This is a genomic window from Pacificispira sp., assembly GCF_965228185.1.
Taxonomy (GTDB): Bacteria; Pseudomonadota; Alphaproteobacteria; order UBA8366; family Aestuariispiraceae; genus Pacificispira.
In genome coordinates, this window is the sequence record NZ_CBDDHE010000008.1 from 502,200 (window position 1) to 514,986 (window position 12,787).

General features: G+C 65.0%; 11 protein-coding genes. 8 read left to right on the forward strand and 3 right to left on the reverse strand.

The features are described 5' to 3' along the window. Positions 1–67 precede the first annotated feature (67 nt). Genes ACO06O_RS17150 through ureG form a run of 7 tightly spaced genes read left to right on the forward strand, consistent with a single transcriptional unit; the run spans position 68 to position 5,145 of the window. A complete protein-coding gene (locus ACO06O_RS17150; RefSeq protein ID WP_421882482.1) occupies positions 68–910 on the forward strand; it encodes an urease accessory protein UreD in 843 nt (280 codons plus the stop codon). 25 nt (positions 911–935) lie between these two features. Then, positions 936–1,238 carry an urease subunit gamma gene (locus ACO06O_RS17155; protein WP_421882485.1) on the forward strand — a complete coding sequence of 101 codons (303 nt, stop codon included), beginning with the start codon at positions 936–938 and terminating at the stop codon, positions 1,236–1,238. 13 nt (positions 1,239–1,251) lie between these two features. Next, a complete protein-coding gene (locus ACO06O_RS17160; RefSeq protein ID WP_421882488.1) occupies positions 1,252–1,569 on the forward strand; it encodes an urease subunit beta in 318 nt (105 codons plus the stop codon). Positions 1,570–1,572: 3 nt separating this feature from the next. Continuing rightward, the gene (ureC, locus tag ACO06O_RS17165) at positions 1,573–3,282 is read left to right on the forward strand and encodes an urease subunit alpha (protein WP_420418794.1); all 1,710 of its coding nucleotides are present in this window, start codon (positions 1,573–1,575) and stop codon (positions 3,280–3,282) included. Positions 3,283–3,284: 2 nt separating this feature from the next. After that, complete coding sequence (locus ACO06O_RS17170) at positions 3,285–3,839, forward strand: urease accessory protein UreE (RefSeq protein ID WP_421882491.1); 555 nt, start codon at positions 3,285–3,287, stop codon at positions 3,837–3,839. Then, complete coding sequence (locus ACO06O_RS17175; protein ID WP_421882494.1) at positions 3,836–4,516, forward strand: urease accessory protein UreF; 681 nt, start codon at positions 3,836–3,838, stop codon at positions 4,514–4,516. Before ACO06O_RS17170 ends, ACO06O_RS17175 begins: the two co-directional genes overlap by 4 nt. Continuing rightward, a complete protein-coding gene (gene ureG, locus ACO06O_RS17180; RefSeq protein WP_420418797.1) occupies positions 4,513–5,145 on the forward strand; it encodes an urease accessory protein UreG in 633 nt (210 codons plus the stop codon). Before ACO06O_RS17175 ends, ureG begins: the two co-directional genes overlap by 4 nt. Positions 5,146–5,166: 21 nt before the next feature. Here the strand turns inward: ureG and ACO06O_RS17185 are convergent, their stop codons facing one another. Further along, the gene (locus ACO06O_RS17185; RefSeq protein WP_421882497.1) at positions 5,167–9,702 is read right to left on the reverse strand and encodes a PAS-domain containing protein; all 4,536 of its coding nucleotides are present in this window, start codon (positions 9,700–9,702) and stop codon (positions 5,167–5,169) included. Positions 9,703–9,842: 140 nt separating this feature from the next. Between ACO06O_RS17185 and ACO06O_RS17190 the strand changes: the two genes are divergently transcribed. Continuing rightward, a complete protein-coding gene (locus ACO06O_RS17190) occupies positions 9,843–10,733 on the forward strand; it encodes a trypsin-like serine peptidase (protein WP_421882500.1) in 891 nt (296 codons plus the stop codon). A 7-nt stretch (positions 10,734–10,740) separates the two neighbouring features. On the opposite strand, the gene ACO06O_RS17195 is transcribed toward ACO06O_RS17190, so the two are convergent. Together ACO06O_RS17195 and ACO06O_RS17200 are read right to left on the reverse strand one after the other, a co-directional pair. Continuing rightward, on the reverse strand, positions 10,741–11,580 hold the full coding sequence (locus ACO06O_RS17195; protein ID WP_421882502.1) for a sulfite exporter TauE/SafE family protein: 840 nt from the start codon (positions 11,578–11,580) through the stop codon (positions 10,741–10,743). Positions 11,581–11,585: 5 nt separating this feature from the next. After that, positions 11,586–12,785, reverse strand: a complete 1,200-nt coding sequence (locus ACO06O_RS17200) for an MFS transporter (protein ID WP_421882505.1) — start codon at positions 12,783–12,785, stop codon at positions 11,586–11,588. Positions 12,786–12,787 lie beyond the last annotated feature (2 nt).

The following is a 12,787-nucleotide window of genomic DNA, read 5'->3' on the forward strand; positions in this document are numbered from 1 at the left end:
CGATGCGGGTTCGGTCTACCGTTTCGGGATGGATGGAGACAGGGCCCTCGAAACAGCACTTGCCCCGATGACCGCCGCACCGCGCCACCAGCGCGCGCGGGGCCGCGCACGCACCGCCTTTCGTCAGGACCAGGCGGCCGGGGTGACGCGCCTGTCGGACCTTTATCAAAGCCACCCGATGCGGGTCCTGTTCCCGCGTCCGGCCAAGGGGGATCCGATCACGGCCGTGCTGGCGACCGTATCCGGCGGCATCGCCGGCGGTGACCGGATCGAGATCGAGATCGACGGCGGTGAGGGGACTGAAAGCCTCGTCCTGGCCCAGGCCGCTGAAAAGATCTATCGCGCGCCCGACCCGGACCCCGCCCGGATCGCGTTCCATCTGCAAGCCGGCCCCGGTGCCGGTGTGGAATATCTGCCGCAGGAGACCATCCTGTTCGACGGTGCCCGCCTGCACCGCGAGACCGTCGTCGATATCGCCGCAGCGGATGGCCGCGTTCTGACGGGGGAGATCGCGGTCTTCGGACGCGGCGCGATGGGAGAGACCGTCCGGGATTGCGCCTTTCGCGAGACCTGGCGCGTGCGCATCGCCGGGCGGACGGTCTGGCGCGATGCCTTCGCCCTGACACCCGATGCGCGGGAGAGCCGCTTCGGCCTGAACGGGGCCGCCGCCATGGGAACGATCGTCTGCGCCGCCGGCGATCTTGCGACCCTGCGCGACGCGCTGCGCCCGCATCTGCCGCAGTCGGATGCCGTCACGGCGGCTGTGGGCCGCGTCGGGCCGCTGCTGCTGGCCCGGTTTCTGGGCCGCGACCCGGCCGCGCTGCGCAAAGCCTATTACGACACGTGGAGTCGCCTGAGACAGGCGGCGCTGCATCGGCCGGCCAGGCTGCCGGCCCTGATCCATTGCTGACGGGAAAGAGGAGGGACGCGGCGCCATGCATCTGACACCGCGGGAGAAGGACAAATTGCTGGTTGCCATGGCCGCCGAAGTGGCGCGGAAGCGATTGGCGCGGGGCGTGAAGCTGAACTATCCCGAGGCGATCGCGCTGATCACCGACTTTGTCGTCGAAGGCGCGCGGGACGGCCGCAGCGTCGCCGACCTGATGCAGGACGGAGCCAAGGTCGTGAGCCGGTCCCAGGTCATGGACGGGATCGCGGAGATGATCCACGAGGTCCAGGTCGAAGCCACCTTCCCCGACGGCACCAAGCTGGTGACCGTTCACACCCCGATCCGTTGACGGGAGACCGATAATGATCCCCGGAGAAATCCTGTGCGCCGACGGCGACATCGAACTGAACGCCGGACGCCGCGCCGTGACCGTCACGGTTGCCAATACCGGTGACCGGCCGATCCAGGTCGGGTCGCATTACCATTTTGCGGAAACCAATCCCGCCCTGGATTTCGACCGGGCGGCCGCGCGCGGCTGTCGGCTGGACATCCCGGCCGGAACCGCCGTGCGTTTCGAACCGGGCCAGAGCCGGGAGGTGACGCTGATCGATTACGCCGGGGACCGCCGGGTCGTCGGCTTCAACGCGGCCGTTCAGGGTCCGCTGGACGGGGAGGGTTAAGCCATGCCGATCAGGATCGACAGACAGGCCTATGCCGATATGTACGGCCCGACCACCGGGGACCGAGTCCGGCTGGCCGATACCGACCTGGTGATCGAGGTCGAATCCGACCGCACCATCTATGGCGAAGAGGTCAAGTTCGGCGGCGGCAAGGTGATCCGCGACGGGATGGGCCAGTCCCAGGCAACCCGGGCGGAAGGCGCGGTGGATACCGTGATCACCAACGCGCTGATCGTCGACTATACCGGAATCTACAAGGCCGATATCGCGCTGAAGGACGGCCGCATCGCCGCCATCGGCAAGGCCGGAAACCCCGACGTTCAGCCGGGCGTCGATATCGTCGTCGGGCCGGGGACCGAGGTCATCGCCGGGGAAGGCCGGATCGTGACCGCGGGTGGCATCGATGCACATATTCACTGGATCTGTCCGCAGCAGGCGGAAGACGCGCTGATGTCCGGTATCACCACCATGCTGGGCGGCGGGACCGGCCCGGCGGAAGGCACCAGCGCCACGACCTGCACGCCGGGCCCCTGGCATATGGCGCGCATGCTGCAGGCGGTGGACGGGCTGCCGGTCAATATCGGCCTGTTCGGCAAGGGCAATGCGTCCCGTCCCGACGCCCTGATCGAACATGTGGCCGCGGGAGCGATCGGCCTGAAACTGCATGAAGACTGGGGCACGACCCCGTCGGCCATCGATTGCTGCCTGTCGGTCGCGGAGGAAACCGACGTTCAGGTCGCGATCCATACCGACACGCTGAACGAAAGCGGTTTCGTGGAGAACACCATCGCCGCCTTCAAGGGCAGGACGATCCACGCCTTCCATACCGAAGGCGCGGGCGGCGGGCATGCGCCGGATATCATCAAGGTCTGCGGCCTGTCCAATGTCATCCCGTCGTCGACCAACCCGACGCGCCCCTACACGGTGAACACGGTCGACGAGCATCTCGACATGCTGATGGTCTGCCATCATCTGGACCCGAAGATCCCGGAGGACGTCGCCTTCGCCGAAAGCCGCATCCGCAAGGAAACCATCGCGGCGGAAGACATCCTGCACGATATCGGCGCGTTCTCGATCATCTCCTCCGACAGCCAGGCCATGGGCCGCGTCGGCGAGGTCATCGCCCGCACCTGGCAGACCGCACACAAGATGAAGGTTCAGCGCGGCGGCCTATCCGGGGAGACAGGCAACAACGACAATCTGCGTGTCCGCCGTTACATCGCGAAATACACGATCAACCCGGCCCGCGCCCACGGCCTCGCCGGCCATGTCGGATCGATTGAGGTCGGCAAGCTGGCGGACCTGGTGCTATGGAAGCCGATGTTCTTCGGCGTGAAGCCCGATCTGATCCTGCGGTCCGGGGTCATCGCGGCGTCGGCCATGGGCGACCCGAACGCGTCGATCCCGACGCCGCAGCCGATCCATTACCGCCAAATGTTCGGCGGGTTCGGCGGGGCGCTGGCGGCCAGCAGCGTCACCTTCCTGTCCAAGGCCGGATATGACAGCGGCCTGAAACAGACCCTGGGCCTGGGCAAGACCGTATTGCCGGTATCCGGCTGCCGGAAAGTGACCAAGGCCGACATGGCCCTGAACGACGCGACGCCCGAGATTTCCGTCGATCCGGAAACCTATGAGGTCCGGGCGGACGGCGAATTGCTGACCTGCGAGCCGGCGGCGGAACTGCCCATGGCGCAGCGCTATTTCCTGTTCTGACCATGCGGCGGGCGATACAGACGCATCCGGCGGGCACTTGGCCACAATCCGAGGCGGTGGCGACAGCGACGCTGGATTTCGATCACCGGAACCGGCGGCGCATCCGGCTGACGGACGATGCCGGGGAAGCCTTCCTGTTGGACCTGCCCAAAGCGGCGGTTCTGCGCGACGGGGACGGGCTGGCCCTGGACGGCGGCGGCTATATCCGCATCGCGGAAGCACCCGAACCAGTGGCGGATGCCGCAGCGGATACCCCCGCCGCGACCGCCCGCCTGGCCTGGCATCTGGGCAATCGGCACCTGCCGGTCCAGATCCTGGACAGCGGCGCCGTACGCTTCCGGGCCGATTCCGTAATCGAGGCGATGGTGGAAGGGCTGGGCGCACGCGTGCTGCGTCACGAGGCCGGGTTCACACCGGAACCGGGAGCCTATGCCGAGCAGAGTGGGCACGGGCATGGCCACCACCATGATCACGGCCATCACCATGATCACGATCATGATCATGGGCACGATCATGCGCATCCGCACGATCACGGCGCGGCGGGGGCGAAGCGGTGACCGGCTGGCTGCAGACCGTTTTGTTCTGGACCTCCCCGGCCTTCCCGGTCGGCGCCTTCAGCTATTCCCATGCCCTTGAGTGGCTGGTCGAAACCGGACAGGTCAAGGACCGCGCCGATCTGGAGGCCTATATCCGCGCCCTGATCACCTTCGGCGATCTGCAGGCCGACGCGGCCTATCTCGCGGCAGCCCATCGTTGCGATCCGGACTTCCTGCCCGAGATCCTGGAGGACGCGGCCGCCCTGCGCGGCGCGGGCGAACTGGCGTCGGAATCGACCGATCAGGGCCGCGCCTTTGTGAAGGCGCTGGCCGAGACCGGCCGGACCTATCCGCGTCTGGAGATCCTGACCGCCACCGCGCCGGATCGCACTGGCGGCCTGATGCCGCATTCAGTCGTCTTCGGCGCCGCGGCGCGCGACGCGAGCATCCCGATCGAGGCGGCGGTGGAATCCTGGCTGCACGCGGCCGCGGCCAATCTGGTTTCCGCCGGTCAGCGTCTGGTGCCGCTAGGTCAGCGCGACGGCGTCGCCGCCATTGCAGGCCTGAAACCCGACATCGCCGCGGCCGCCCGATGCGCCCTGCAGACGCGGTCGGACGACATCGTCAGTTCCGGCGTTGCCATCGACATGGCCGCCCTGTTTCACGAAACCCAGTATACGAGGTTGTTCAGATCATGACCCATTTCCCCAATCACACCGGGCCGGTGCGCATCGGCATCGGCGGGCCCGTCGGTTCCGGCAAGACCGCGCTGATGGACCGGTTGTGCAAGGCGATGCGCGAAACCTATGACATCGCGGCGATCACGAACGACATCTATACCCGCGAAGATGCAGAGTTCCTGACCCGCAGCGGGGCGCTGGTCCCGGAACGGATCGTCGGCGTCGAGACCGGCGGTTGCCCACATACGGCAATTCGCGAAGACGCCTCCATCAACCTGGCGGCGGTCGACAATCTGGTGGAGAAGTTCCCGGGGCTGGAAGTGCTGCTGATCGAATCCGGCGGCGACAATCTGGCCGCGACCTTCTCCCCCGATCTGGCCGACATCACGATCTATGTCATCGACGTGTCGGCGGGCGACAAGATCCCCCGCAAGGGCGGGCCGGGCATCACGCGGTCGGACCTTTTGGTGATCAACAAGATCGATCTGGCCCCGCTGGTCGGCGCGGACCTGTCGGTGATGGATCGCGACGCCAAGAAAATGCGCGGCGACCGGCCCTTCCTATTCGCCAATATGAAGGCCATGCAGGGGGTCGACGACATCGTCGCCTTCATCGAGAAAACCGCCGGCTTACGCGAAGCGGCCTGACGCCGGCATGGGAAAGGCGGGTTAGTCGCCCAGCGCGTCGAGGTCGCCCAGCAGGTCGTTCAACTCCGCCTCTGCCTCCGCGCTGAGGTCAGGGGCGCTGTCCGTTTCCGCTGGTTCAGACGGCGTGTCCTCAACCGCGCCCGACACCACACCGGTATGACGCTGAATGGCGGCGGCCAATTCCTCGATCTGAACCGGCTTGGTCACGTAATCCGACATGCCGGCCGCCAAGTAGCGCTCGCGATGGCCCTCCAGCGCGTTCGCGGTCAGGGCGACGATCGGCAGGTCGGCCCAATCCAGCCCGGATGCGCGTATCCATTGCGTCGCGGTGGGACCGTCCATTTCCGGCATCTGCACATCCATGAAGACCAGATCATAAGCCTTCTTGCGGATGGCCCGCACGCCCGCCGCCCCGTTCTCGGCAGTATCCAGAGTATGGCCCAGCTTCCGGAGCATGGTGCCGATGACGATCTGATTGACCTCGTTATCCTCAACCAGGAGCAGCGACAATTGGCGGACCGGACCGTCCTGGATCACGGCCCCGCCACGGTCGCCGACCTCTTCCGCCTGCCCGATCGGCAGGGACAGCGTGAACCAGAAGGTAGACCCGTTGCCGAACTGGGATTCGAAGCCGATCTTGCCGCCCATCAATTCGACCAATTGGCGGCAGATCGCGAGCCCCAGCCCGGTTCCGCCGAATTGGCGCGAGGTTGAACTGTCGGCCTGGGTAAAGCTGTTGAACAGCCGTTCCTTTGCCTCGTCCTTGATGCCGATGCCGGTATCTTCGATTTCCAAGCGGAACGCGATGTCGTCCCCCGCCTGTTCGCCCCGAACCCGGATCGTCACGCTGCCCTTTTGCGTGAACTTGATCGCATTGCCGACCAGGTTGAACAGAATCTGACGCACCCGTGTCGGATCGCCCCGCACAATCGTATCGGCCGCGTCCGATGCGTCGAATGTCAGCGCAATGCCCTTTTCCTTGGCCTGCGGCAGAAGCAGTTCCGTGACGCTGTCGACAATGTCCGTCAGGCGGAACGAGACAAGATCGAGATCGATCTTGTTCGCTTCCAGTTTCGAGAAATCCAGAATGTCGTTCAGGATCGCCAGCAGGTCCGACGCCGATTGGCGTGCCACCTCGGTAAAACGGCGCTGCTCGCTGGTCAGCTCGGTATCCAGCAACAGGCTGGTCATGCCCAGCACGCCATTCATCGGCGTCCGGATCTCATGGCTCATCGCCGCCAAAAATTCTGACTTTGTACGAGTGGCCGCCTCCGCCTGGTCGCGCGCGACGGCGATGTCCTCCGCCATCTGGACCAATTCCAGGCTTTGCTGTTCCAGTCGCTCCTGGGCGCGCTGTTGTTCGCTGACGATATTCTGAAGATCCAGTTCCGCCTGCTTACGATCGGTGATGTCCTGGAATGTCCCGACGATCCCGGTGCAGTTTCCGGCCTTATCCAATGTCGGCCGGCCATATTCCTGCAGGTGACGCATCGATCCGTCCGGCATGACCAGGGTGATTTCATCTCGATAATCTTGCGGGTCTTCGCGCATGGCCGCCACCCGGCTGGTCAGGCGATCCTTCTGATCGGCAGCGGCCAGAACGGCCAGATCGGAAAACCGGACCACGGTCCCATCTTCCTCCCATTCCGTCGGACCGTCGAACAGCAACCGTGCCTGGCGGGACAGATAAACGAACCGGTCCTGTTCCAGGTCATAGGAAAAGTCACCTATCCTGGCCTGGGACTGCGCTTCCTCCACGCGTGCCCGGGCCTCGGCCATCTTGGCTTCCCGGTCCACCATTTCGGTCACGTCGATTCTCAGTCCGACGATGCTGCCATCCGCCAGTTTCCGTTCCTCGATGCGAATCGACCGGCCGCTGGCCAGTGAATGAACATAGGATCCGCTGCCGGCCACATGGGCCGCCAGCCGCTCCGCGATGAAGGCCTCACAAGCGGCCTCGTCCGAAAGGTCGACACCGAAGGCGCCGGCATAGGTGCCGCTGCGCACCAAATCCTCGAACCGTACACCCGGCACGACGAAATGCGCTGCGTGGCTGTAAAGCTTCCGATACATCGTGTTGCAGATAACCAGGCGGTCTTCCGCATCATATAATACGAAACCTTCGGGGATCGCCTCGATGGCCGCCTCCAGCACATCCTCGGCCTGGGCCTGCGCCGTCAACGCCGCTTCCAGTTCCCGTTCACGTTCGACCAGATCGGTGACGTCGATTCTGAGACCCACCGTACCGCCATCGGCCAGCTCGCGGTCCTCGACCCGGATCACGCGCCCATCGGCCATATGAAGGGTCATCGCGCCTTCCTTGCCGCGGAAGTAGCGCATACGCTCATCGAAATGCCGCTTCTCCTCCTCGGTGGCCGGGAAGGCGAAACACTCGGCCTCGACCGACCGCCGGACCAGATCTTCGATATGCGCCCCCGGCACCATCTCACCGGCGATCTGGGGGTACATTTCGCGCGCCTTGGCGTTGCACAGGACCAAGCGGTCTGCGGCGTCGAACAGCAGAAAGCCTTCCGGAATGGCCTCGATCGCCGTCTTCAGCGCCTCTTCCGCCAACGATTGCGCGATCAGCGCCTGCTCAAGCTGCTCCTCGCGCTCCACCAGTTCCGTCACGTCAACACGGAAGCCGACGATCCCGCCATCCTTTGTGCGCTGCTCGTCGATCTTCAGCCATCTTCCGTCCTCCAATTTCTGCAGGAACGGTTCCTTCGGATTGAGGTGGCGCCGGACACGTTCGCGGATCCAGTCCTCTTCGGTCTGCCCTTCGTACTCCAGGACGTACTGGCCGCGGGCGACGCCGGCGCGGATCAAGTTCTCGAAAGATTGCCCTACTTCGATCAGGTCGGCGCTGGCCGCGTAGAATTCGCGATACCGCGCGTTGAACAGCTTTATGCGATCGTCCTTGTCGTAAAGGACAAAGCCCTCATTGATGGACTCGATTGCCAGGGCCAGCGTGGTTTCGGCCTCTTCGCGGGCGGCCGCGTCCGCACGTGCTTCCGCCAGCGCCATTTCCGCCGCGGCTCGCCGCTCGGCAGCGACGGACGACAGGCGAGACATGCGGAACATCAACGCCGTCGCCGCCAGACCAAGCAGCAGGATGACCTCCGGGAACCAGGCCCGCAGCTCATCAGTCACCGGGGCAATGCGGCGCACCCTGACGGACCAGCCGGGCTCGGAGATCGCAATCACACTGACGGATTCAGGAGTGGTTACGTTCGTTTCATCGCCGATCTTGAGCGCCATCCCGGCGGGATCGATCAGTGTAACGCTGAGATCGGTAAATTCGGCGCGCTCCGAAACCACCGTCGACAGCTCCCGCAGATCAATGATCGCCATGATGAAGCCCATATGCAAACCGGACTCGGTTACCGGGCGAATCATCACGAAGCCGGGGCTACCGGTGATCAAAGTGAATATGTTCGAGAAGGTCATATGGCGTGTGTCTTGCGCCCTCGTTGCGGCGGCTGCCACGACAGGATGGTCGAAGATGGAAATTCCAATCGCGTCCGCATTGCCCTGAACCGGCTCGATCCAACGGATTGTCCCTGCGGCATCGACCTTTTCGATGGATAGGATGCCGGCATAGTCGCGCGCCAGGGCCCGTGCGTCACGGCGCCAAAAGGTCTCCTCCGCAGCGACCGCATAGCCCCAGCGATCCGAAATTCGTTCGACGCCGTTCGCCCGCTGACGGAAGGCGCTGGCGACGACTTGCGCGGCAGATCTGGATTCAAGTTCGATCTCGCGTCGTTCGGCATGGTACTGGATCGACGCGGCGATCTGCCAAGCCAAGACGCTGAACGCCAACCCGACCAACACCGTTCCGCCGACCATGAACTGGCGGCGGTATTCGGTAACCGAAGGACCGAATTGCAGACTGGCGCCAACAAGGGCCTTGCCTATCATCCCGGCGCTGAGCGCCGTCATCAGGCCCATCAGCCCGAAAAAGCCCGCCGGCAGATAATGGGCCAGGTCAAATAACCATGTCGCGATGGACGCCACCGCACCCAGGACAAGAATGCCCCCAACGACTCCGAGTACCAGCGACCGGCCGGCAAAGCGGCGGAACGAAACCAGAATGGCCAAAGCGCCGATCAGCAGTGTGATTGCAGTCGGGGGGGACATGCGCCCGACAACCAGCGTACGGTCCTGATCCGGTACCTGTGCCAAAAGCCGGTCGACGCCGAAATCCTGTCCCGTGGCGTATTGTGCCAGGGTCGACAGCGTCAAAGCGATAACCAGAACGGCGCTGGCGATCCCGAAAGCCTGGAGACGCCGGGCTATCAGGGCAATTGCCGCCGCCCCGGTCAGGGTCAGGCCCAGTGCCGTGTTCGGCTGGGTCGGCGCGCTGTTCAATGCCATGAAGAGGGGCGACGGATCGCCGATCAACCAGGCGCCCAGCAAAGCGGCACCGACGGCAGTCCCGATCAACGCCAGCACGACCGACCCGACACGCACCTTGGGCATGTAAGTGGACGCGTCGGCGGATTCCAATCTGTCGACCTGAACGTTCAATCGATCCTCTTGCGTCAAGCGGCGCACGGTTTCGGAACCTTACCATTGCGCGAAGATGATGAAAAAACCGTAAAACGTCGCGGATGGCTATTCATTCCGTGCCGGGATTGCCCTATTCTGCCGGGCGAGAGACGCCAGCTGACGGTCTGGCATGGCGGGAGCGGATTTTGAAACTCAACGAAATCAGTCGCTTACCAGTGCAATTGGCAGCCTTGGGGATTGTCGGCGCGGTTCTGGCCGCGCTGCTGACCGGCGCGCCATGGGCCCGGGCGGCCGAGAATGAGCTGACCGCCGTTTCCACCAGCCACCGCACGGTCGTCGATGCCAGCCAATATCCCTGGAGTGCCGTGGGCCGCGTGAATATCAGCGGCGTCGGAACCCGGTCTCATTGCACCGGGGCCCTGATCGGGGAACGTTTGGTCCTGACCGCGGCGCATTGCCTCTACTACCGGTCGACCAAGCGCTATGTCGCGCCGCAACTGGTCCATTTCGTCGCCGGGTATCAGCGCGGCGACTTCATCGCCCATTCCATCGCCAATCAGATCATTCCGGCCAAGGGCTTCGATGGCGAGGCCTGGGCCGCGCCGACCAACATGGAACATGATTGGGCGCTGATCATCCTGCGGGAGCCAATCGGCCTGAAAACCGGTTATCTGGGATTCCAGGCGCTGGATCAGGCGACCCTGGACAATCTGACCGCGGACAGCCGCTTCTTCTCGCTGGCCGGCTATCCGCGCGACCGGGCGCATGCGATCTCCGTCGATCAAAAATGCAACATCGTCGGGTTCCTGGGCCAGGGCGAATTGCTGAGCCATTCCTGCCAGATTGTCGGCGGCGATTCCGGCGCGCCCATCGCGATCCCGACGGAAACCGGCGGCTTGCAGGTCATCGGCCTGAACAGCGCGACCAATGTACCACTGACCGACGGCACGACCACGAATACCGCCGTGCCGATCCGTACCATCCTGGAATTGGTGGAGAAGGCGATCCGCCATACCGAGGTCGCGCCGGGGATCGGCCCCGGCATTCAGCGGCCCGGAAAACCGCCGTCGCCCTGAAGTCGCGTCAGACCATCCCGTCCAGCGCCGCCCAGCCCATCCGGCAGGCGGTCACGAACAAAAACAGCGCGAACAGCCGCCGCAGCAGTTTCGGCGGGATGGTATGGGCCAGCTTCGCCCCCAGCGGGGCAAAGGCGATGGTCGCCGGGACGATTACCGCGAAGGCCAGCAGATTGGCATAGCCCAGGCTGAAGGGCGGCAGGTCGGGATGGCCGAAGCCGCTGATGACGAAGCCGATCACCCCCGGCAGCGCGATCACCGGGCCGAGCGCCGCGGCCGTGCCGACAGCGCGCCGGATCGGCACGTTGAAGGCGCTGAGCGTCGGCACGCCCAGGGTACCGCCGCCGATCCCCATGACGACGCTGAACCCGCCGATCCAGCCGCCGATCAGGGCGCGGCCCGGCCAGGACGGAAGGGATTTCGCGACCGTCCAGCCCTCGCGGCCGATTCCCATATGCACCGCGACCAGCAGCGCCACGGCGGCGAAGACGATCTTCAGCGTATCGCCCCCGGCCCGTGTGCCGATCACGATCCCGATCGCGACACCGAGAACGACCCAGGGACCCAGCCGTTTCAACAGATCGATATCGACCCCGCCGCGTTTCCAATGCGACTGGGCCGAGACGAGCCCCGTCGGCACGATGGTCGCCAGAGACGTACCGACCGCCAGATGCATGCGCACGGCTTCCGGTACGCCGAAAGCGGGGAACAGCAGATAGAGGATCGGCACGATGACGATCCCGCCGCCCACGCCCAGAAGCCCTGCCAAAGTGCCAGCAACCGCGCCGGTCGCCAGCAGCGCGAGCGCGAAGGGGAGGAGAAAGGCGAAATCGAACTCGATGGGCATGGGGATTAATCCTCGGGTGGATGGAGCCGGGCCAGCCTTACCGCCCCGACGAAGCACAGGAAACCGAAAAGAACCGTTATCACCAGGGCGGCGATCACCGCGTCATAGCCTCCCCAGGACCAGATAAGGCTGCCGGCGCTGGGGGATAGAGCGGTCGCCGCGACAAAAGGCAGCGCCAGCGCCCCGGAAACCGCGCCGAAGCCGCGCCGGCCCAGCAATTCCGCCGTCACGACCGGCCGAGTGATGCTGGTGACGCCATAGCCCGACCCCTGCAGCGCGACGAAGACATAGACCAAAAGCGGCAGACTGGCCGCCGCCCCCAGAACTCCGCCCGCAAGTGCCATCATCAGGAAGGTCACGCCACAGATCGTCACCATGCCCAGATGCCGCTCTGTCGCGATCATCACGACGCGGCCGACGACCTGCATCGGGCCGATCAGCGAAACCGCAAGCACCGCCAGCGCCGCCGGGACACCGCGCTCGTCCAACAGCGGCAGCAGATGGTTGACCACCATGCCGTGATTGAGCGCGATCATCGCGAAACCGGCCGCCAGCAGCCAAAAGGCAGGCTGGCGCATCCGGCCTCGCAACACGGCACGTCCGCCGCCGTTGCGGTCGGCGAAGGTCGGCTCCGGATCATCGGCCGCGCGGCGGCCGCCGATCCAGAACAGCGGCGCGGCGACCAGGATGGCCAGCGCCGCAAAGGTCCAGGCCGCCGCGCGCCAATCGACCGCGGCCGCGATGACATTCGCCAGCGGGAAGGACACGGTTCCGGCGAATCCGGCCACCAGCGTGATCAGGGTGATGGCCGATTTCGCCTGCACCCCGCGCCGGTGGGTCAGAAAGGCGAAACAGGGCTCATACAGGCAGCCACCCATCGCCACGCCCAGCACGATCCAGACGGCAATGAAGGCGGGACGGCTGTCGACCTGGGTCAGAACGCCCAGCATGACGCCGCCCAGAATCGCCGAACAGGTCAGAAGGGCGCGACCATGCCCCCGATCGATCAAGCTGCCGAACCGCGGGGCCACGAATGCCGAGATCAGCAGGGCCAGGGTCGCCGCCAGGGTGATTTCGGCCTTGGACCAGCCGAAGGATGCCTCCCAGCGCAGCAGCATGGCGGGGAAGAAATAGTAGAACCCGGCCCAGACCAAGGTCTCGGCAACGGCGAGGCACCAGATGCGGGGATCGGACCGGACGTTCATGC

Coding starts and splice junctions, on each gene's coding strand:
- ACO06O_RS17170 (WP_421882491.1), top strand. CDS start 3,285: ATGCGGCGGGCGATACAGACGCATCCGGCGGGCACTTGGCCACAATCC.
- ureG (WP_420418797.1), top strand. CDS start 4,513: ATGACCCATTTCCCCAATCACACCGGGCCGGTGCGCATCGGCATCGGC.
- ACO06O_RS17160 (WP_421882488.1), top strand. CDS start 1,252: ATGATCCCCGGAGAAATCCTGTGCGCCGACGGCGACATCGAACTGAAC.
- ACO06O_RS17155 (WP_421882485.1), top strand. CDS start 936: ATGCATCTGACACCGCGGGAGAAGGACAAATTGCTGGTTGCCATGGCC.
- ACO06O_RS17195 (WP_421882502.1), bottom strand. CDS start 11,580: ATGCCCATCGAGTTCGATTTCGCCTTTCTCCTCCCCTTCGCGCTCGCG.
- ACO06O_RS17150 (WP_421882482.1), top strand. CDS start 68: ATGACCGCCGCACCGCGCCACCAGCGCGCGCGGGGCCGCGCACGCACC.
- ureC (WP_420418794.1), top strand. CDS start 1,573: ATGCCGATCAGGATCGACAGACAGGCCTATGCCGATATGTACGGCCCG.
- ACO06O_RS17200 (WP_421882505.1), bottom strand. CDS start 12,785: ATGAACGTCCGGTCCGATCCCCGCATCTGGTGCCTCGCCGTTGCCGAG.